This window comes from Bombilactobacillus apium (genome assembly GCF_013385145.1).
Classification (GTDB): Bacteria; Bacillota; Bacilli; order Lactobacillales; family Lactobacillaceae; genus Bombilactobacillus; species Bombilactobacillus apium.
This window is the reverse complement of record NZ_JABZEC010000003.1, coordinates 1-20,836: the sequence shown is the minus strand read 5'-3', so window position 1 is coordinate 20,836 and position 20,836 is coordinate 1. Positions and strand designations below refer to the sequence as shown.

19 protein-coding genes are annotated in these 20,836 nt (G+C 39.9%); 13 read left to right on the top strand and 6 right to left on the bottom strand.

Going from position 1 to position 20,836, the window contains the following annotated elements:
• Positions 1-54: 54 nt before the first annotated feature.
• Positions 55-792, top strand: coding sequence for a GntR family transcriptional regulator (locus HU830_RS03565; protein ID WP_176942426.1), 738 nt, complete (start codon positions 55-57; stop codon positions 790-792).
• 260 nt (positions 793-1,052) lie between these two features.
• Here the strand turns inward: HU830_RS03565 and galE are convergent, their stop codons facing one another.
• On the bottom strand, positions 1,053-2,048 hold the full coding sequence (gene galE / locus HU830_RS03560) for a UDP-glucose 4-epimerase GalE (RefSeq protein WP_176942425.1): 996 nt from the start codon (positions 2,046-2,048) through the stop codon (positions 1,053-1,055).
• Between the two features lie 213 nt (positions 2,049-2,261).
• Here galE and HU830_RS03555 point away from each other — a divergent pair, with 213 nt between their 5' ends.
• Positions 2,262-3,611 (top strand): NCS2 family permease, encoded by a 1,350-nt coding sequence (locus HU830_RS03555; RefSeq protein WP_176942424.1) that lies wholly within the window; start codon positions 2,262-2,264, stop codon positions 3,609-3,611.
• Positions 3,612-3,686: 75 nt separating this feature from the next.
• Here HU830_RS03555 and HU830_RS03550 read toward each other — a convergent pair whose 3' ends face one another.
• Positions 3,687-4,049 carry a hypothetical protein gene (locus tag HU830_RS03550; RefSeq protein ID WP_176942423.1) on the bottom strand — a complete coding sequence of 121 codons (363 nt, stop codon included), beginning with the start codon at positions 4,047-4,049 and terminating at the stop codon, positions 3,687-3,689.
• Between the two features lie 83 nt (positions 4,050-4,132).
• Here HU830_RS03550 and HU830_RS03545 point away from each other — a divergent pair, with 83 nt between their 5' ends.
• The 4 genes from HU830_RS03545 to HU830_RS03530 all read left to right on the top strand — a co-directional run bounded on the left by HU830_RS03545 (position 4,133) and on the right by HU830_RS03530 (position 8,581).
• Positions 4,133-5,299 carry an MFS transporter gene (locus HU830_RS03545; RefSeq protein WP_176942422.1) on the top strand — a complete coding sequence of 389 codons (1,167 nt, stop codon included), beginning with the start codon at positions 4,133-4,135 and terminating at the stop codon, positions 5,297-5,299.
• On the top strand, positions 5,300-6,061 hold the full coding sequence (locus HU830_RS03540) for a flavodoxin family protein (protein WP_176942421.1): 762 nt from the start codon (positions 5,300-5,302) through the stop codon (positions 6,059-6,061).
• A 197-nt stretch (positions 6,062-6,258) separates the two neighbouring features.
• Complete coding sequence (locus HU830_RS03535; protein ID WP_176942420.1) at positions 6,259-7,839, top strand: alpha-glucoside-specific PTS transporter subunit IIBC; 1,581 nt, start codon at positions 6,259-6,261, stop codon at positions 7,837-7,839.
• 19 nt (positions 7,840-7,858) lie between these two features.
• The gene (locus tag HU830_RS03530) at positions 7,859-8,581 is read left to right on the top strand and encodes a phosphatase (RefSeq protein ID WP_176942419.1); all 723 of its coding nucleotides are present in this window, start codon (positions 7,859-7,861) and stop codon (positions 8,579-8,581) included.
• Between the two features lies 1 nt (position 8,582).
• Here HU830_RS03530 and HU830_RS03525 read toward each other — a convergent pair whose 3' ends face one another.
• The 4 genes from HU830_RS03525 to ahpC form a co-directional block, all read right to left on the bottom strand.
• Positions 8,583-9,323 (bottom strand): MurR/RpiR family transcriptional regulator, encoded by a 741-nt coding sequence (locus HU830_RS03525; protein ID WP_176942418.1) that lies wholly within the window; start codon positions 9,321-9,323, stop codon positions 8,583-8,585.
• A gap of 214 nt (positions 9,324-9,537) precedes the next feature.
• Positions 9,538-10,236 (bottom strand): CPBP family intramembrane glutamic endopeptidase, encoded by a 699-nt coding sequence (locus HU830_RS03520; RefSeq protein WP_176942417.1) that lies wholly within the window; start codon positions 10,234-10,236, stop codon positions 9,538-9,540.
• A 177-nt stretch (positions 10,237-10,413) separates the two neighbouring features.
• Entirely contained in the window at positions 10,414-11,952 is a 1,539-nt protein-coding gene (gene ahpF / locus HU830_RS03515; RefSeq protein WP_176942416.1) for an alkyl hydroperoxide reductase subunit F, read from the bottom strand.
• Between the two features lie 10 nt (positions 11,953-11,962).
• Entirely contained in the window at positions 11,963-12,526 is a 564-nt protein-coding gene (gene ahpC / locus HU830_RS03510) for an alkyl hydroperoxide reductase subunit C (protein WP_176942415.1), read from the bottom strand.
• A gap of 228 nt (positions 12,527-12,754) precedes the next feature.
• On the opposite strand from ahpC, the gene HU830_RS03505 reads away from it, so the two are divergent.
• The 7 genes from HU830_RS03505 (at position 12,755) to serS (ending at position 20,665) form a co-directional block, all read left to right on the top strand.
• Entirely contained in the window at positions 12,755-13,111 is a 357-nt protein-coding gene (locus tag HU830_RS03505) for a DUF5839 family protein (RefSeq protein ID WP_176942414.1), read from the top strand.
• Positions 13,112-13,317: 206 nt separating this feature from the next.
• A complete protein-coding gene (locus HU830_RS03500; RefSeq protein WP_176942413.1) occupies positions 13,318-14,001 on the top strand; it encodes a WxL domain-containing protein in 684 nt (227 codons plus the stop codon).
• A 115-nt stretch (positions 14,002-14,116) separates the two neighbouring features.
• A complete protein-coding gene (locus HU830_RS03495; RefSeq protein ID WP_228765796.1) occupies positions 14,117-15,175 on the top strand; it encodes a DUF3324 domain-containing protein in 1,059 nt (352 codons plus the stop codon).
• 70 nt (positions 15,176-15,245) lie between these two features.
• A complete protein-coding gene (locus HU830_RS03490; RefSeq protein WP_176942411.1) occupies positions 15,246-16,256 on the top strand; it encodes a WxL protein host-binding domain-containing protein in 1,011 nt (336 codons plus the stop codon).
• 34 nt (positions 16,257-16,290) lie between these two features.
• Positions 16,291-17,280, top strand: coding sequence for a DUF916 domain-containing protein (locus HU830_RS03485; protein WP_176942410.1), 990 nt, complete (start codon positions 16,291-16,293; stop codon positions 17,278-17,280).
• A gap of 323 nt (positions 17,281-17,603) precedes the next feature.
• On the top strand, positions 17,604-19,091 hold the full coding sequence (locus HU830_RS03480; protein ID WP_176942409.1) for a helix-turn-helix domain-containing protein: 1,488 nt from the start codon (positions 17,604-17,606) through the stop codon (positions 19,089-19,091).
• Positions 19,092-19,387: 296 nt separating this feature from the next.
• Positions 19,388-20,665: a serine--tRNA ligase gene (serS, locus tag HU830_RS03475; protein WP_176942408.1), complete on the top strand. Its 1,278-nt coding sequence runs from the start codon at positions 19,388-19,390 to the stop codon at positions 20,663-20,665.
• Positions 20,666-20,836 lie beyond the last annotated feature (171 nt).

Genomic DNA, 20,836 nt, shown 5'->3' with positions numbered 1-20,836 from the left:
TTATTGCAAATTAAAAGAATTCAAAGTGGATTCGGGAGAAAAAGGCGAAATTAGATGGTTAGACGAGCAAGTAGTTTAACCGTTAGAGAATTAGTGGAACAATTGATTGACGATATTCGAGCCGGAGTTGTTGGTGATCAAGAAAAAAAGTTACCCACTGAGCTGAGCTTAATGCAACGTTATCAGGTAACGCGTTATACTCTGCGGCAGGCTTTAGCTCAACTAAGTAATTTAGGTTATCTCTATCAAGCTCAAGGTCGGGGAATTTTTGTTCGACCGCAAGTTGAAGAGTACGGGATGGCCTTGCAGGATTGGGGTGGGTTAGCAGCTGCTTTTCAACGACAGGGCAAGCAGCTAACCACTAAAACGGCAACAATTACCCCTATTTTAGCTGGCCAAGCCCAATTTCAACCTTTAAAGGGTTTGCTTGAGCCAACGACTCCTTTATGGTCGGTTCATCGCCAGCGCTACTTAGATGGTCAGCCCTATTTAGATGAACGATCATATTATCTGCGGGATTTTGTTCCTAAGATCCCCCCAGAGGCCTTATTTGGTTCCCTCTTTAAATTTATGCAAGCTCAAGTTCCTCAAGCTTTGGGTTTTCAAGACAAGGTTTTGACAGCGACAATTGTGACTCCTGAATTAGAAAAATTCTTTCAATTACCCATAGGGAGTCCCGTTCTAACAATCAGCGATGATTCTTATTTTAACTCTGGTCAGCTCATCGCTTTTTCTAGCCTGAACTGTGATTTTCGCAAGACCCAATTATTTTTATTTAAAAAGTTATCTTAGCTAGCTTGGTAATTAGCTGACCTGGAAACTAACTTTCAAATTTAAGACAAAAAAACACCGCCAATTACTTGGCGGTGTTTAATTTAAATATTGAGGGGAATTCAAAATTTAAATTTTTGGGGGGGAGAAGAAGCGGGCGTGCGTCTAACGCCTCGCCTCAACTACAAGAAACATTATAATCCCAACTTATGAACTGCGAACAATGAAAGTGTGAAGAATTATTGAAAAATACTTATTAAAAGCATAAGTTTTATCGAAAGTTAATCTTGGTAACCTTGAGGATGCTTTTGTTTCCAGTTCCAAGCGGTTTGAATGATATCTTCAACATTATCATAACGTGGCTTCCAGCCCAGAATTTTTTTGGCGCGGGTATTATCGGCAATTAAAATGTCGGGATCACCGCCTCGGCGGGGAGCGACTTGAGCTGGAATCGGTTGACCCGTAATTTTACGAGCTGCTTGAAGAATTTCTTTGACGGAAAAACCGGTACTTGAGCCTAGATTGAAGCAAGTGCTGGCTTGTCCGGCTTGCAGGTATTGCACAGCCAGGAGATGGGCTTGGGTCAAATCCATGACATGAACGTAATCCCGAATGTTGGTGCCATCAGGAGTCTGATAGTCATCTCCATAAATCTTTAACTCCGCTTGTTCTCCGACCGCTGTTCGGAGAATAATGGGAATTAGGTGAGTTTCTGGTCGGTGATCTTCACCAATCGAACCATCCGCTAAAGCTCCGGCGGCATTGAAATAACGTAAGGCAACAAATTTAATCCCGTAGGCTTGATCAACCCAACGCATCATATATTCCATAATTAATTTACTTTCACCGTAAGGATTAATCGGATCTTGCGGATCAGTATCACCAACTGGAATTTTAGTCGGATTGCCAAAGGTTGCAGCGGTTGAAGAAAAGATAATGTAATGAACGTCGTGTTTTTGCATGGCTTCGAGTAGGGTCACCATGCCGATAACATTGTTATCAAAATATTTTAAAGGTTCTTGGACTGATTCGGGAACAATCGAAAAAGCATCCATATGAATTACAGCGGTGATTTTTTCCTGACTAAAAACTTTTTCTAGAAATTGCCGATCGCGAGTATCGCCCTCGTAGAAACGGGCTTGGGGATTAACTGCCTGCCGATGTCCCGTAGAAAGATTGTCGACAATCACGACATCATAATTTTCTGCTAATAAAGTTTGGACCATGTGAGAACCAATATAGCCAGCCCCACCGGCCACCATAATTGTTGTTGTCATTAACTTACTCCTCGTTGTGAAATTCGTAATCAGAGTTAAACTCCTTATTCCTATCTTAGCATTGAACCATCGACAGGCAAGTGGAAAAAATAATTAAAGCAAAAAACGAATATTAGAGAATTATTCTATCTTTAATATTAATAAAAACTGGTAAAATAAAAGAAAATCGGTATAATATAACTGCGATTAAATTTTATTAGTGGAGGCTTGTATATGGGAAACCATCCCACAGCTGCCAAAAAGGAATCGAAACTCGATCACTTTTTTGAACTAACTCAAAATAAAACTAATGTTCGGCGAGAGGTTATGGCTGGACTGACAACTTTTATTGCGATGTCTTATATTTTATTTGTAAATCCGAATACCTTAGGAGCCACCGGAATGCCGAAGGGAGCAATTTTTGTAGCCACGGCACTCTCGGCGATTATTGGCTGTTTGATGACGGCCTTCTTCGCCAATTATCCGATCGCGATTGCTCCTAGTTTAGGGAGCAATGCTTTTTTTGCTTATACGGTAGTTTTAGGAATGAAGGTTTCTTGGCCAACAGCATTAGCGGGCGTTTTCGTCGCTTCTTTAATTTTCTTGGTGGTCACCTTGTTTAAAGTGCGCGAAAAGATTATCAATAATATCCCTAGTGACCTGAAATCGGCGATTGCGGCGGGAATTGGTCTGTTTGTGGCCTTTGTTGGTCTGCAAAATGGGGGCCTAGTTCAGACAAATAAGTCGACGCTTTTGACAATCACTAATTTTCAAGATCCGACGGTCTGGTTAACAGTCTTTGGCCTAGTTTTGACTTTAATCTTATTGGCAATGAAAGTTCCGGGAAATATGTTACTGGGAATGGCCGGAACTTCGATTTTGGGAATTATGACCGGCTTGATTAAATTGCCGACGGCAATAGTGGCTCCCATTCCGAGCTTGGAACCGACTTTTGGTCAAGCATTGACCCATTTAGATGCTGTTTTTACCCCGCAAATGTTAACCGTTATTTTAATTTTCTTCCTCGTCGCCTTCTTTGATACAACGGGAACAGTGGTTGGTTTAGCTGAGCAGGCGGGCTTTATTAAACGGGGGGAAAATGTTCCTCCACGAGTGGGCAAGGTTTTGTTGAGTGACGCGACGGCAATGATTGGATCTTCCGTTTTAGGAAGCTCACCAACAGCCGCTTATGTCGAATCCTCAACGGGAATCGCAGCCGGTGGGAGAACCGGCTTGACATCTTTGACCGTGGGTGTCTTTTTCACGATTAGTCTCTTCTTTTCACCGCTCTTGGCGGTCGTAACCTCGCAAGTAACCGCCCCGATTATGATTATTGTAGGGTCATTTATGGTGAAATCTTTGGGCAATATTGATTGGAGTAAATTTGAAAGTGCTTTCCCAGCTTTCGTGACAATTGTCGGAATGCCTTTATTTTATGATATCTCTTATGGTTTTGCCTTTGGGGTGATGTCTTATGTCATTATCCAAGTCGCTCAAGGTCAAGCCAAAAAGGTTCACCCGGTGATGTATATTGCTTTCTTGGTCTTCTTAGTAATGTTAGTGGCCCTCAATCAGGCCCACTGACCAATTTAATTTTTCTAATAAATAAAAAATCTTTTTTCTAGTAGTTTTTAGGCTACGGGAAAAAGATTTTTTTGCTTAGTGATTACTGGTTCGGTAGTGCGGTTGACTGTGGTGTTTACCGGCTCGATGTTGATAAGCGGTCTGTTGGTGGGGGCTGATTTGTCCGTGACGCATTTGTAGATTACTGGAGGTTGAACTTAAACGCTTGTTGGGCCACTGTTTGAGGGCTTGAACCATTGTTTGAGCTTTGCGGGCTCTTTGGGGTTGATGCTCAACTTTTAAAGCATAGGGAATGATTTCTTCTTCCAGATATTTAATTTGTTTTTGGTTATAGGCGATTAATTCTGGCGTCAGGGGGGCATTCAAATATTGGTTGATTAATTTTTCCAAATAACGTAAGGCATCTTTAGTATCTTGGGGTTGATAATTTGGGGACATAAATTTAATTTCCGCCCTTTCTAAATCAGATAAGGAATACTATAGTAATTAGTAAATGAATAAATTTTAAGGAAGTGATTAAATTGAAGACTATTCGGCTCAAACCGCTTTTACTGGTCGCTTTTTTAAATGAGACAGGTTACAGCATGATGTGGCCTTTAGCCACGATTTATATTAATCGGATCTTACATCAATCTTTGACGACGGCTGGACTAGCCTTATTTATCTTTTCAGTCGCTAATGTTTGCGGTTCCGTAATTGCGGGTAAATTATATGATCGCTTCAATCAATTTTACTTAACCTTAGCTGGTTTTTGTGGAGCCTTGGCTAGTTGTGGAGCCGGACTAATTTATAGTGGCTGGCCAGACTATGTGCTTGTTCTTAGTGGATTAGGCTTAGCCACCGGTTGGCTAACGACGGCAGTTAATGTCTATGGAACTTTAATTACCGGAATGTCAACTAGCAAGGTCTTTAATGAACTCTACTTAGTGATCAATGTGGGCCTCGTTTTGGGAACGATCTTAATTAGTGAGCTTTTTCGAAAGTCCTTAGTTCCAATATTTGCCTTAATGATCGGCTTTTATTTAATCTCTTTGGTCTTGGGCTGGCTTTATTTCCCACGGCAAAAGCTAACCTACGCTAGCGGCCTGGCAACTTCGGCTTCCCCCAAAAAGCCAGCTAGTCTCAAAATCAGCTGGACTTTTGGTCTTTGCCTAGTTACTTTGGTAATTATGTGGACGATGTATACCCAATGGGAATCCAATTTTTCTGTTTATTTACTTGATCGCGGCTTTCCTTTACAAGTTTATAGTCTATTATGGACATTGAATGGTATTATAATCATTATTGTGCAAGGTGTTTTCGCTAAGTGGCCCCGTTTAATGGCTAATTTGCACCAAAGAATTTGGTGGGGCTTAGTTCTCTTAACTCTGTCTTATTTTATCACGGTCTGGCGTCCGCAGTTGTTTTTTATTTACGGCGGGATGGTTTTATTGACCGTGGGTGAGGCCTTGTACATTCCTTCGGTTCCGGTCGTGATTGATCAGGAATCAGCTCCAGCAGTCAAAGGACGAAATCAAGGTTTAATCAATGGTTTTTCTTCGCTAGGGCGAGCTTTGGGACCCCTGTTTGGTGGCTTAGTGATTGATCACGCTTCTTTTCAAATCTTGTTTTGGTTGGCCGGAGGATTAATGCTGGCGGTAACGATAATTAATGGCTGGTCGGGCCAAATTCAGCGGAAGGTTAATTGAATGAAAATATTAGGTATTTTGGGTTCCCAATCACAAACGGGAATTACAGCGCAAATGTTAGCTCAGGTATTAGACCATGTGAGTCCGGGAGTTGAAGTGGAACGGGTCTTTTTAGAAGATTATCAGATTCATCCGGCGGGAGTAAAAGAGGACAATGATTTGGATGAATTAGTCGCCAAATTGGCTGCTAGTGATGTTTGGGTCTGGGCCGCCCCAACTTATTGGCGGGGAATCTCCGGAATCATGAAAAAATTTTTGGATTGCTTGCGGCCTAAATTGGTCTATATTAAGGCCAATGGGGATACAATTCCGGGAGATTTTAAAAATAAACATTACTTAACCCTCACCAATTGTTATGCCTCGACCACCGAGAATTGGTTGACGGGCGTCACGGACGAAACTTTTAAGACAGTTGATCGCGTGATGACGGCCGCTGGAGTGATTAAGGTCGGAGAAATCGTTTGTCCCAACACCTTGAAATTAGAACAGCTTCCCCTAAAGAAACAACAGTTATGTGCTCATTATGGCCCAAAAATTTCCCATCAAGAACGAAAGGATGATTCCACAATGAAACGTTACCTCCAATTATTTGTGATGATTGCCGTGATGGCCTTTTTGACCATGGGTATTCAACAATTACTACGAAATTTAATGCCGTGGTGGAACTTTTGGCTAAATTATGTCAGTTTTACCTTGATTTTCTTTGTTTTATTAGCGGTGATTTTACACTTTGTCACCTTTGTTAAACATCGCCGGCGTTAGCCCAAGCAGTGTTTCTAGAAACCGTCCTGAGGGGCGGCTTTTTTGGTTGCGGTCCAGAAAAAGGGCTCTTGAAAAAAATTTCAAAAATTGAATTTTTATTCTAAAGTTAAATAAGACTCAATTACGAAAACGGTTTATTTACTTAGAGCCCAGCTTTTATATAATTAAAGATGGAAATCTAGGAGGGAGGATTTAAGGTGAAAGAGAAAATTCAAAAATTTGGTGGGGCGATGTTCACTCCAGTCATGCTCTTTTCTTTTTCGGGGATTATCTTAGCGTTAACGATTATTTTTATGAATCCGATGATTATGGGACCTTTAGCTCAACCGGATACGGGATGGTACAAATTCTGGGATATTGTTAGTTCCGGGTTTTGGACGGTCTTCAATAATCTTGAGCTATTATTTGTGATTGCTTTACCGATCGGTTTAGCCAAGAAATCACTAGCTCGAATTAGTATGGAATCTTTTGTGATTTATACTTCTTTTAATTACTTTACCGGTTCAATTTTGAAGTATTTCGGAAAAAGTTTTGGAATTAACTATAATCACGAGGCAGTTCCGGGATCGGGAATGAAGATGATTGGGGGAATTAAAACTCTCGATACGGGGATTGTTGGGGCAATCATCGTAGCCTTGATGGTTGTTTATATCCATGATCATTATTTTGATAAAAAAGTTCCTGATTGGTTGGCGATGTTTAACGGTTCGTCATTAGTCGTCTTCATTGGGATGTTAGCTTCAATTATTCTAGCAGTTATTTTTTGTCTAATTTGGCCTTTATTCCAACAAGGGATGGCTTATACCCAATCTTTCTTTGTCCACAGTGGTGGATTCGGGATTTGGTGTTATTCGCTCTTGGAACGTTTACTCTTGCCGACTGGATTACATCATTTATTAACCCAACCCTTTAGTTACGGCCCGGTTATCGTGGATAATGGGTTGACCACTTATTGGCTGAATCATTTGGTCAAGTTCAGTAAGTCAACCCAATCTTTAGCTCAGTTAGCACCCGGCATGGGCTTTAAACTTTATGGTCAAAATAAAGTCTTCGCAGCTCCGGCTGTAGCTGCGGCCTTATACATGACAGCTAAGCCTAAGAACCGGAAGAAAATTGCAGCGATTGTGATTCCAGCCGCTTTATCAGCTGTTGTCGGCGGAATTACCGAACCACTTGAATTTACTTTCTTATTTGTAGCCCCAGTTTTATATGTTATTTATGCCGTTCTTTGCGCAACTTTAACCACGGCGATGTATTTAATTGGCTTACGGGGAGATTTTACCAGTGGAATAATTACTTGGTTGGCCAAAGACTGGATACCACTCTGGCCGAATCATTACAAAGAATTTTTAGCACAAATTGCAATGGGCTTATTGTTCACGGTGATTTTCTTCGTGGTCTTTTACTTCGTTATTAAGAAGTTTGACTTTCAAACTCCGGGACGGCAAGACGATGGTGAAAATAAACTCTATACCAAAAAAGATTACCAAGCGAAGAAAAAGGCTAGTGCAGATGATGTATCCGCTTCCACTCGGAATAGTTTTCAAAGACAAGCGCAAGCTTGTTTAGAAGGGCTGGGTGGTCCGGAAAATATTGTCAGTGTAACTAATTGTGCAACGCGCTTACGGGTTACTGTCCAGGATTTAGAGCCCGTCCTACCTGATGCCTATTTTATGGAGCAGGGAGCTTTGGGGGTCGTGCACAAACAAAAAAATATTCAAGTAATTATTGGAGTTAGTGTTCCCCAAGTTAAAGATGAATTTGATAAATTATTATAATGAGGAGTGGTAATGAGAAATGTTAACGGTCAAAGTTGATACACATACCCATACTTTAGCTTCTGTCCATGCTTACAGTACTTTATGGGAAAATATGCAGGTCGCTCAAGAAAAGGGTCTCACTGGCCTAGTAGTAACGGATCATGCTCCAGGTTTAGGCTTAGGTGATACTTTTCCCAAGACTTACTTCGGTAATATGCGGAAAGCGATCCCCCAGACAGTCGAGGGCTTTCGAATTTTCAAGGGAGTCGAAGCTAATATCCTCGATTATGACGGAAATCTGGATCTACCGACAACTACTTTGCAAAAGTTAGATGTCGTAATTGCTTCTTGTCACCGGCAGGTGGTTAAACCAACGACCTTAGAACAACAAGATCAATTGTGGCTCAAGGTGGCTCACAATCCTTACGTGGATATTATTGGCCATCCAGGGGATGAGCAATTTCGATTTTCTTTTGCGAAAGTTTTACCAGAATTCAAAAAATATCACAAAATTGTTGAGATCAATTCATCCTCATTTCCTTATCGGCAGAATGCCCGGCATAATTGTCGAGAAATTGCGCTCTTGTGTAAAAAGTATCAAATTCCAATTACGGTTAGTTCTGATGCTCATTTCTGTACCGAAATCGGTAATTTTCAGGAAGCCTTAGCCATGTTAACGGAGATTGATTTTCCCCAAAAATTAATTATGAACCGCGATGTGGCGACTTTAACAGCGGCTTTACCTCATTGTCAAAAATAGTTTAAGGGTTTAGATTTAGAAAGCGCTTAACAATTAAATCTAAAATTAAGCAAAGTGGGACATAGGAAGTGTAAACCTCATCGGTTTTGGTAGTTTCGAGATACAAATTGATCGCGGCTAAACTTGCGAGGGGATTAACGATAAAGCGCGTAATCGAAACGATAATAATTCCTTTGGCTTTTAAAATTGGGAGAGTACTAAGAACCGTATGGGCCTGCCCACTCATGGAGACGACAAATAAAATGTCGTCTTTTTGCATTACGGAACTATTAAGTTTGAGTTCAATACTGGTGGGGAAAGAAATAATAGCCTTTTTAGCACTGATCATCCCCCGCTTGAAATCTTCTAGGATATTTTTGGCTCCATAGCCGGTTGCATAAGTATAAATATGGGCAGCTTGTTGCATTTGCTGACATAAGTCATCCAATTGTTCGATTTTTAAAAGGGCTAAAGTTTCCTGAAGACTAGCTTGGTTGGCTTGTAAAAGGTCTTGGCTGCTGAGAGTATTTGTTGCGTGTTTAGATTCCAATTTCAGTTGATATTTAAATTCGCTATAACCGGAAAAACCGATTTTTTTACAGAGGCGAATTAAGAAAGATTGGGAAACCGAAGTCTGATGGGCCAAATCTGCGAGAGTTAAGTTAGTAAAGGTTGATTTTTGAGCGAGAATTTGGGAGAGAACTTTTTTCTCCGTTAAATTTAAGATCTGATAGTTTTGATTGAAGGCTCGTTCGATTTCCATAACTTGTGCGACTCCTTTAAGTATACCTAAGATTAATGATTCTTTTCGACCCGTTTCCTCTTAATTTTACAATTTCTCGCTGCTCATTTGCGTCTTTCAGCAGAAATATTTTTATTTTGAATTTTCTAAAGCCAAAATAAAACTCTTATCGAAAATTATTTTTCAATAAGAGTTTTATTTAATCAGGAACTTAAGTTAAATAGAAATCGAAAAATTAGAACTGTCCGATCGTAACCGCAAAGTCCCAAAACCAGTGTAAACCAATAGCGGCACTTAATTTACCGGTTGATCTTAGAACCATATAGAAGCCACTTCCCAAAATCATGGTGGTGACAAATTGAATACAACTTTGCAGAATAGGAGCTCCCGCCACAATATTAGGTAAATGCCAAAGTCCAAATAAGAAAATGGAAATTAGATAAGATTGACCTTCGCCGTGTGTTTTCCGGGCCTCTGTCAGAGCAAATCCCCGAAAAACACTTTCTTCGAGGCAGCCGACAAAGCCGGTTCCAATGAAGATCGCAAGCAGTCGAAGCAAAGCGTCAGGTCCCCAATGATTGGCCAAAATATCTCGCAAACTGCCCCCAAAAATCCAAAGAGCAAAGATAATCATCAAGATCGGAATGATGATAAAAGTTGCCTTGACAGCGCCAGAACGTAATGGTGGTTCCTGCCGGAAATAGATTTGGTTAATGCGGCCCATTTTAGCCATCAGGACAAGGAAAATAATCAGCGTTAGACCTACGGGAACGACAACGTGCCAGAAAACGGTCGAACTATTGTGGAAAAAGTCGTCATAGCCCGTAGGAGAGACGACCGAAAGTAAACGGGATGTTCCTGTCCAAATAAAAGAAAAAATAATGGTGATTAACGCAATTCCACCAAACCTTTTAGTTGATGCTGGTTGACTCATATGCGATAGCCTCCTTTGATATTACAATTATTCTAACAAAAAAGACTTAGATGAGTGGAATTTATGCTAGTTGGGATTTATATAAAATAAATATTTATTAAAAATTACAAGATTATTTGTAAAAATAATAAGACTCTATTCTCTTGGAATAGAGTCTTATTATTAATCAAAAATTAATTATTGTTGACGAACTAAATCATCAAAAGCACTTAAGGCTGCGGTAGCCCCAGAGCCCATCGAAATAATAATTTGTTTGTAGGCTGAATCAGTGCAATCGCCGGCGGCATAAATATGAGGGAGATTAGTAGCACCGTGATCATCAACGATAATCTCATGACGTTCATTTAAAGCAACTGTATTTTGAATCCAGTCGGTATTTGGCAGGAGACCGATTTGAACAAAAATTCCGTCTAAAGTTAATTGATGTTCGCTTTGGTCAGTCCGGTCGAGATAAGTTAGGCCTGTGACGTGACCAGAACCGATAACTTCCTTGGTTTGAGCTTTAGTAATCAGATCAACGTTGGCTAGAGAAGCGACTTTCTCTTGGAGAACTTTGTCAGCGTTAATAGCATCACCAAACTCAAGAACAGTTACATGATGGGCAATTCCGGCCAGATCAATAGCGGCTTCAATTCCCGAGTTTCCACCACCGACAACGGCCACGTCTTTACCCTTATATAAGGGACCATCACAGTGCGGGCAGTAGGCAACTCCTTTATTGCGAAATTCCTCTTCACCAGGAACCCCTAATTGTCGCCAATGAGCTCCCGTGGCAACAATAATAGTTTTGGCTTGGAGTTGGTCGCCACTAGCTAATTGGACTTGAACAGGTTCTCCCGGAATAATTTGGGTTACTGTCTGTTGATCAATTAGGTGAACTTGATATTTTTGCAGTTGAGCTTGAATATTTTGCATCAACTGTTCACCTTCAATATAGTCAGTTCCAATGATGTTTTCGATACCTACGGTTTCTAAAGGTTGACCCCCGAAATGGTCGGCAATAACTCCAGTAGTCAAACCCTTCCGAGCAGTATAGATGGCCGCAGCTCCTGCTGCTGGACCACCACCAATCACTAAAACATCATAGAGTTGGTCTTTAGTTGTTTGATCTAAAGCTACGGCTTTTTGACCATTTAACTTAGCCAGCAATTCGGCTAAAGTAGCGCGACCATTATGCCATTCATTTCCATTTAAGAAAACGGTAGGAACGGCCATAATATTTTTAGCGGTAGCTTCAGCTTGATACATCCCGCCTTCAATCATGGTGTGTTTAATATGCGGATTTAAAACACTCATGATATTTAAAGCCTGAACAACATCTGGACAATTATGACAGCTCAGACTAGCAAAAGTTTCAAATTGAAGATCCGTAGTAATCTGGGAAATTTCTTGCTTCAATTCCGGATCGATTTTTGGTTCATGTCCGGAGACTTGGAGGACGGCGAGGACAAAAGACTCAAATTCATGGCCTAGGGGCAAGCCTGCAAACTCAATTCCCGAAGATTCTTGGTTGGCAGCATTGACGGCAAAACTAGGTTGGCGACTTAAATTGCCTTTTTGCCAAGTTAATTTTGGAGATAGGGCACAAACTTCTTCCAGAAAAGTTTGGACTTTCTGGCTGTCAGCGTCATCTTGAAGATCAGCAGTGAAAACAATTGCTTCTTCAAGTAATTGAAAATATGATAAGAGTTGCTTTTTTAAAGCTTCGTTTAACATTAAATCCTCCCTAAATCTTCCCGACTAGATCAAGTCCTGGAGTTAAGGTTTCACTGCCTTCTTTCCACTTAGCGGGGCAAACTTCGCCGGGATGGCTTTCAACGTATTGGCCAGCTTTAACTCGATCTAAATATTCACTAGCATTCCGCCCAATTCCATCGGCATTAACCTCGAGGGATTGAACCATGCCATTTTTATCGAGGATAAAAGTTCCCCGTTGAGCTAAACCAGATTCTTCGTCTAAAATGTCAAACATCCGAGCTAGTTGATGCGAAGGGTCACCAATCATGGTATAAGTAATCTTCCCTACAGCTTCTGAATCGTCATGCCAAGCCTTGTGGACGAAATGGGTATCTTCTGAAACGGAGTAAACTTCGACGCCTAATTCTTTTAAAGCGGCATATTGTTCTTGTAAGTCTTCCAATTCAGTCGGGCAAACAAAAGAAAAGTCTGCCGGATAGAACATCACGATGCTCCAATGGCCTTGTAAATCTTGCTCGCTAACTTCGACAAAGTCACCGTTGCGGTATGCTTGGGCCTTAAATTCTTCAATCTTTTTTCCAACTAAACTCATGTTCATAGCCTCCTAAATTTTTCTATAGACTCATTCTACATTATAACCATTCTAATTAAAAGCTTTGACCAAAAATATTTTTTCCCAAGTCGGGAGAAAAATAGTACTTAGTTAAGAATTAGTATGAAGTTTGTGTGTAATTATTGTGATTGTCTTTACAAACTTTCAAACTCGTAATACGCTAGGTATCTGTTATGTGGATGTTAACTTTTTGAGGAGGTGTAGGATTTGTCACTAACCCCCAATCGGGCTAACTTAGCTTCCGTACGGCGCGTAGTTGTTTGTCGTCATTTGAACCAAAATAAAACTACTAAGGAGTATCAGCTTTCTGAAAAGAGTTATAACTGGCGCTTATCAACGCATACCTTAGATAGTCGAGGACAGGTATTTACTTTACCAGAGGTTCCCATTGGTCAAATTATTTTAGTTAAAACGGCTTATGGTTTAAAGTCGGTAGTTGTGGTGAAGAATATGCAGGTCACGGGATTAGTCGCCCGCAAAGTGGCCCGGGCTCTGCGGCGCGTAGTTACAGTTACTGATCAGAAATTAAGTGATCTAGCACCGGAGTTACTAGCTGTACTTTAAGTCCTTTTCCTGCTCAGGGAAGCTCTTAAGAAAAGCGTGATTCTTCGATTTTTTATTGTAAACGTTGTAAACTAAACTTGATTTTTAAAGTTGACTTTAATAAGTAAGATTAAGATCGTAATTATCAGGTCAACGTTTAATCGAACTTGAAGTTCACTTTGCTCAAACTGAACAAAATGAAGATTTTGAAGGGAGACTTTATAATTATGAAATTACGTTTAATGTCAACTTTACTGTTATTGTCAACGTTAGGACTGACCGCTGGGCAGACTGTAAATTACGTTCAGGCTGCAGAAAATGAGCCCGCCGTGGTTAGTGAAGCTAATGGGAATAAGGCCGTGAAATATTCGGATGCGAGCGTTACGGTTGATGACGGAGTTTTGTCCTTAGATGCTGTGCCTGATTTTAAGTTTTCGCGAACTCCAGCGGGAAAGAAAGCCGGCTTAGAAAGCAATGCTTCTAGTATTAGCGATGATTCAACCCAAGGTTCAGGACTCCTGCGGATTACAGATTCGCGGGTCCACCAAGATAGTCAGGCAGGATCTCCGGAAATTTATGGTTTGGGTTATAATTTAAGTCTATCTTTAAGTGATTTTAAGAAAAATGAAGTCGCAGTTACCGGATTTCAGATGGGCTTTCCACAAGTTAATGCTGCTAATCGAGACAATAATGGAAAAATTTCTACCATTAAGCAAACAATTGCTGCCGGTAGTAATGATCATACTTTAGTTCAAGCTCCTGCTGGTTCGGGTTATGGAGAAACTGACTTTAATTTGGACAATGGAAATGCCGCGGTAGCTCGGGACATGTTTTTAACAGTTCCTGTTCGGGCAACTGCCGGTGACTATCAAGCCGTCTTGACTTGGACCTTAACTCCGGCTGCTAAATAAATTAAAATAATTAAGCCAGTAGATTAATTACTGGCTACTTTTTTGTATTATAAATCTATTAGTAATAAAATTATGAATGATTGTAAAATTATAGTCGTGGGGGAAGAATTCGGTGATGAAAAGAATTCGACTGAGTAGTTTAATTTTATTCCTATTCCTAGCTTGTATTAATAGTAAAGCTAATGCTGCTGCTAATAATTATGGTTTAAAACCAATTTACGGCGCTAATCAAATCGCCAAAAATGGTCAACTGGATATCTTTGGGGATCCCGGAAGCCAGCAAATTATTACGTTAGGGATTTTGAATCAGGATCAGAAGGCGCATCGCTATACAGCTCGCTTTTATACAGCCTATACTAGTGGTAGCGGGAACTATGCTTATTATCGTCAACGTAAGATAGATCCTAGTCTTCGCTTAAATCTGCGGCATTATGTCCAGCCGAAGCAGAAGACAGTTAAAGTGGCAGCCAATCAACTACAAAATGTCAGTTTTCAAGTTCAAATCCCGAAAAGTTCGATCAATGGTTATTTGATGGGGGGAATTGTCGTAACTCCAGCAAAGGGGGAAGCAATTAGTCGGACGGTCTCTCAAAATGGAATCTTGTTAAAGAATCAGTTTCGCCAAGGAATCCCCGTTAAGATTCGTCAAGATAAGAATTTAAATCGCCAACCTGAATTTCGGGTTCGCCAAATTGTGCCGACAGTTAATCGGGCCATGAAAGTTAGAGGAGTAAAAGCTAATCTACAAAATTATGTTGCCGGATTTAATGGCGATATTGCTGCCGTAGCAACTGTCACTAAGCGTCCTGATAAGCATCAATTTAAAAAAGTAAGCCGCCAAACTCATCTTTCTCCAGCCCCTAATTCAAATTATAATTATCAAATTGATTGGGGAGATTCACCTCTGCAAGCTGGTGATTATCATCTCAATTTGAAACTAAGAAGTGCGGATCAGACTCGTTCTTGGGTCATTAATAAAAACTTTACAATCAATAATTCCCAAGCTAAAAAATATAATCAGCTCTCGGGGATTGAGCCCAATTATCTTTGGCTCTGGCTAAGTATTGCGCTGTTAACTTTACTTTTAGTTTTAGGAATCGGGATTTACTTTGGTCGGCGTAGCCAACAAAAAATTCAACAACAATTTTTAAAAGAACAGAAAAATAAGAATTAGTTGAAATATTTGGAGTAATTTGATTATAGTAATGTTTTTGGTTAAATGAGATAGGTTGGTAGGGTTAAAATTGAGTAAAAAAAGACAATTTCAGCTTTTACTACTACTTTTATTTCTGGGGGGATTACTGCAAGGAGGAATTTTCAGGGTTCAGGCCTCCTTGAAGGATGTGACGATGACGCCAATCGTTTCTTCAGCAACAGTTACCGATCGCTTTCAACTCCAAGGAAAATCCCACAATAACTATCGCTTACAGCTAGCGGTAACTAACTTTGGTCCGGAAACTATGGCAATCAAGATTCAACCAACAAGGGCCACTACTAGTAGCCAAGGACAATTACTTTACCGACCGAGTGCAGAAGATGCTCCAGCGCCCATCGATTTTTCTAGTCTAACTTCAGCCCAAGTACTTGATTTACATCCCGACCAGACCCGAATTGTGACCTTTACGATTCGTTTAGGAGCTGTAAATTGGACGGGATTAGTTTTAGGAGGACTATATCTAAGCGACATTCATCAGCCGCAAGTTCAGGGTCCACAAGTTCCAGTGGAAATTCGTTTTCTTCCGATTAATCAAAGTGGAGCTTTGAAATTCCAAGACTTTACTCCACAAGTACAGGCCCAACGACCTGTTATCCAAGCACGATTAGTTAACCAGCGTCCGGTTTTAATGCACAATACAAAAATTGATTTTCAACTTAGAAAAAGGGGTTTCTGGGAGCTATTTGGCTTAGGTTTTAAGCCCCAAACGCAAAAACAAACTTATTCTTGGATTGCCCCCAATTCACTAGTCCCAATAGTTTTTGAGCAACGCTTACAGGCCATTAGACCAGGAACTTATTATCTAAAGGGAACGGCACGAACGGGAAAGAAACAGTGGCATTTTTCTCAGAGGGTTCGAATTACGGCTGCTCAAGCGCGTAAGATCAACCAAACTAGTCGAAAAGTGATTGTTGATTATACAGAGCTTTATTTAGGGCTGATTGGATTACTGCTGGGATTAGTGATCTTAGTTAGTGTTGGATTATGGCGTCAAAAGCGACGAAATCAAATTCTTTTAAGTCAAGCATCATCTGAATAGTAAGCAGAATCTGAGCTAGGGAGACTGATAGTTCATGCGAAAAATTTATTTTTTCATCTGCTTGACCTTGCTGCTGGTTATCAGTGGACTTCAGGTCGAGAGTAAAATGAAAATTAGTTTCGCGGCAGTTTCAGCTAATACTTATACTGTAAAAGCAATTTTGCCGGTCAATCAAGTCGATTCCCAAGCTAGTTTTTATAATTTACGGGTTCGATCTGGAAAAAGGCAAACTTTAAAATTACGAGTAACTAATTTGGCAGATCAAATCCTAATAGTTAAAACTCAGATTAATGATGCTTATACCTCTAATAATGGAGTCGTTAATTATGACCGAACTCAAGTGACGCCGGTTCGAAAAGATCAACCCGTGCTTTCGCGGCTAATTGTCGGCACGCGAACCCAAAAATTGCATTTAAAGGCTCGAAGTTCGAAGCTGGTGAAGTTTACTTATCAAGCTCCCAAGAAGCATTTTACGGGGATAATTTTAGGAGGAATAACCACTGTTGCCAAGGTAGTGGATCGTTCAGTTGCAACTCCGCAAATTAATCCCAGAATTCGTTATGTAACTGGAATTGTGTTGCATCCCCAGCTTGAGTCGAATCAAATTCGTCCGCAAGTAAGTATGAGACGAAATTTTCCTAAGATTAGTAAAAAGGGGCTCCAACTAAAATTACAAAATCAAAAGTTGATCAATTTAAGTCCGATTCAGCTCCGGGTTGCTTTATATCGTGGGCAGCGAAAAATCCGCCAGCAAAAGTTCAACAATTGTCAACTAGCGCCCAACTCGAATTGGGTAATTAACTTACCATGGACGAATTTAACTCCGGGAAATTACCAAGTACGAGTTAATTTAAAATCTCCTAGTTATCGGCGGTCTTTTCGACGTAATCTAATTATCGGAGCGCAGCAAGACTCAGAAGGATCGTTGATAAAGTTATTAACTATCAAGGTTAGTTTAATAATCTTAGTTATTGTCGTTGTATTAAATAGCTATCGATTTTTAAAAAAGAAATCAACTAATTAATCATCAATATAAATCAAAAATATATTCAAAAAGTAGCAATATTACTCTCTTGCGATGATCTTTTTTGAGTAGCTAGACCTGTTACAAAAAATTTACACAATATTCATAGTTATTTAAAGATTTATTTAGCTAACTGTATGGTAATTTTTATGGTTTTATTACATAATATACAATGCAACGTCTATGTTATATAAATCATTACTTTAATGACTATGATATTTGGATAAAGTGGAGGATCTAAATTGGAAAAACCGCAGGACTTGTTTTTATCCATATCTAATATGGAAAAATTACATTTATTTGAAAAAGTTAGGCAGTATAAAATGCTGGAACGCACCAATAGAGATAGCCTGAAGGCTTATGAAAATCTCGACTTGGAAGTTACTGATATTAACTTACGTCAAGCTGCGCTGCAGATGCATAAAAGTTACGGCAGTATCTACAATACCTATGACGGTATTCAACAGGATATGCAGCAGCTATTAGGGAAAGATGAGCCTACAATTCAGGAGATTTTCTCGGTCTCGCCTGATCATTATCATTATTTCTTGGTGAAGAAATCTGATACTTATAATTTTGTCCAAGCAATTTTACAAAGTGACGATCATTCTTTTACTGATTTTTATCAAAGCCGCGGAAATAGTAAGGCCACGTCTCTACGACATTTAAAGACTCTACGTCTATTTTTAAAACGCTTCAATGTTCGCATAGCTTATGAACCGATGCGTCTCGTAGGAAAAGAAGCTGATATTCGTTTGGCATTATCGATTATTTATTGGAGTGCGACTCGTGGTTATGACTGGCCATTCACCACTTTGACTAATCAACAAGCCAACTGGTTAGTAGAATCAATTTTGGAGTCTTTCCGGTTACCAATTCCTAACGAGGTCACAAAAAGTTTATACGCTGTCTTTATGACGATTAATGTTTTGCGAATTTCTGAAGGACATTTGGTTCGTGATGAAAAGATTCTACGCTACTCACAGTATTCTTATAGTAATCTCTTTGATGAATTAAGTTTGAACGAAATTGAATCAAAATTCGAAGATACCTCTTTTGAGGAGATTATGAATCGAATTAAACAATTGCCGACCCCTGAACTAAATGTTGAGTCAATTTGCTTATACAATTTAGCTAGCTGTTCTTTAAGCGTGGTCCCTTATCCGAGTGACCAAGCTGAATTTATTTTACAACAGCTTCGGGGTTACAATATTACCATCAATGACTTCTCCAAGCAGATTGTGCGGCGGCTACCGTTTAATATTCAAAAACGGTTGGCTGTAAATGAAGAAGCTATCAAGTCTTTAGAAATTAATATTAATCGAGCAATTATTGGTGGTTTAACTTTTGGGGATAGTTATCTTCAACTATTGAACTACTATATCTATAACGATAATATTAATTTCAATATGTTACCGGAATATCGTAAGCAAATGCGTAATTTGTTACGTCATTTAGTTCGGGAAAATGAGTTTGCTGAATTTACAGATCAGTTAGATTTATTAACTGATTTAATTTATTTTGCGTCCTTGAGATTGATGATCCTAACTTCGAGTCATTTTGCTGTTAAAGTATATTTAGAAATTGAAGAAGGTTTCCTCCTATATACTGATTTGGTTAATACTTTGGTGGCCTTACCCAATGTAAAGTTGGTTTCCCAGCCGGAATTGGCAGATTTGATTGTCACCTCAAGTGAACGCTTTGATAATAGTAACATTAATCCTAGCAGCTATGTCTTTAAGTGGTCAATTAATGGTGGAAGTACGCAATTCGGCCAGTTAATGGCCGCTATTCAAGAAATTTGGCTCTAATGGAAATTGCTTTTTAGGCTTTTTTAGACTATTATGAAGCTAAATTAATAAACACGATAAATACCTTTAGAGCACATACAGAGAACTAGAATAAAGCTGAGATTCTAGGTGCTTACCTTCCAGTATTTAAAGTGGTTAACAATTGAAGTTATCCGGTTGCCCCGCGTTATGGGGTTAGTTAAGTGCAAAATAATTTTCGGATTATTTTGAATTTGGGTGGTACCGCGAACAGCACTTCGTCCCGATTAGAGGATGAGGTGCTGTTTTTTGGTATTTTAATAAAGGAGAGTGGAACGATGTTAGATATTAAGGTAATTAGAAAAGATCCCGCTGCAGCCAAGACCAGTTTGGCTGCTCGAGGTGTCAAAGCTGAGGAAATCGACAAGCTTTTGGATTTGGATCAACAACGGCGGACGGTTTTGACGCAGACGGAAAAACTGAAAGCTCAAAGAAATGAAAAATCAAAGCAGATTGCTCAAGCTAAACGCAATCAAGAAGATGCCCAAGACCAAATTCAGGCGATGAAAGTAGTCGGCGAGCAGATTAAGAATTTAGACGCAAAGCTAGCTGAAATTGATCAAGCAATGGAATATATTTTAGTGCGTTTACCTAATTTTCCCGATGCTTCAGTCCCAGTTGGTCCGGATGAATCTTATAATGTCGAAGTGCGAAAATGGCATGAACCGCGGAAGTTTGATTTTGAACCGCAGGCGCATTGGGATCTAGGAGAAAATCTCGGGATCTTGGACTTTGAACGAGCATCTAAAGTAGTTGGTAGTCGTTTCGTCTATTACATGGATCAGGGTGCTAAACTGGAACGGGCCGTTTATAATTTCATGTTAGATGAACATGAAAAAGATGGCTATACCGAAGTCATTCCACCTTATTTGGTGAACGCTGATTCAATGTTTGGCACTAGTCAATTCCCTAAATTTACCGAAGATGTTTATACCATCATCGACGAAGATCGCCCCCTGACCTTAATTCCGACGGCGGAAGTTCCTTTAACCAATTATTATCGCGGCGAAATTCTCAGCGAAGATCAACTGCCCACGTATTTGACCGCTTTGACCCCTTGTTTCCGTTCCGAAGCGGGATCCGCTGGTCGAGATACTCGAGGCTTAATCAGAATGCACCAATTCAATAAAGTGGAAATGGTTAAGTATTGTAAGCCAGAAGATTCCTTTGCTGAACTGGAGAAATTAACAGCTAATGCTGAAAGTATTCTTCAAAAGTTGGAACTTCCATATCATGTCGTTGCTTTAGCTGGTGGTGATGCCAGCTTTAGTTCCGCGAAGACTTATGATATTGAAGTTTGGATGCCACAACAAAAGACTTATCGAGAAATTTCTAGTTGTTCAAATTGTACTGATTTTCAAGCTCGGCGGTCCCAGATCCGTTATCGCGATGCTCAGGGTAAGCTTCATTTTGTCCACACTCTGAATGGCTCGGGGCTTGCTGTTGGCCGGACGGTGGCTGCTATTTTGGAAAATTATCAATGTGCTGATGGAAGTGTCGAAATTCCTAAAGTACTAGTTCCTTACATGAAGGGAATAACTAAATTGTCCAAATAGAAAAAAAGTTTGGTAAATTTGTTGACATAGGTCGTAAATCCTGATAAGATATCTTCTGTTGTCAGCGAGGCGAAGAGCTAAGCGATGAGGGCCGAAAAAAAGTTCTTGACAAGCAACAAGACAGATGATAAAATAAACGAGCTGCTGTCAAAGCGGTTCAAACTTATCAAG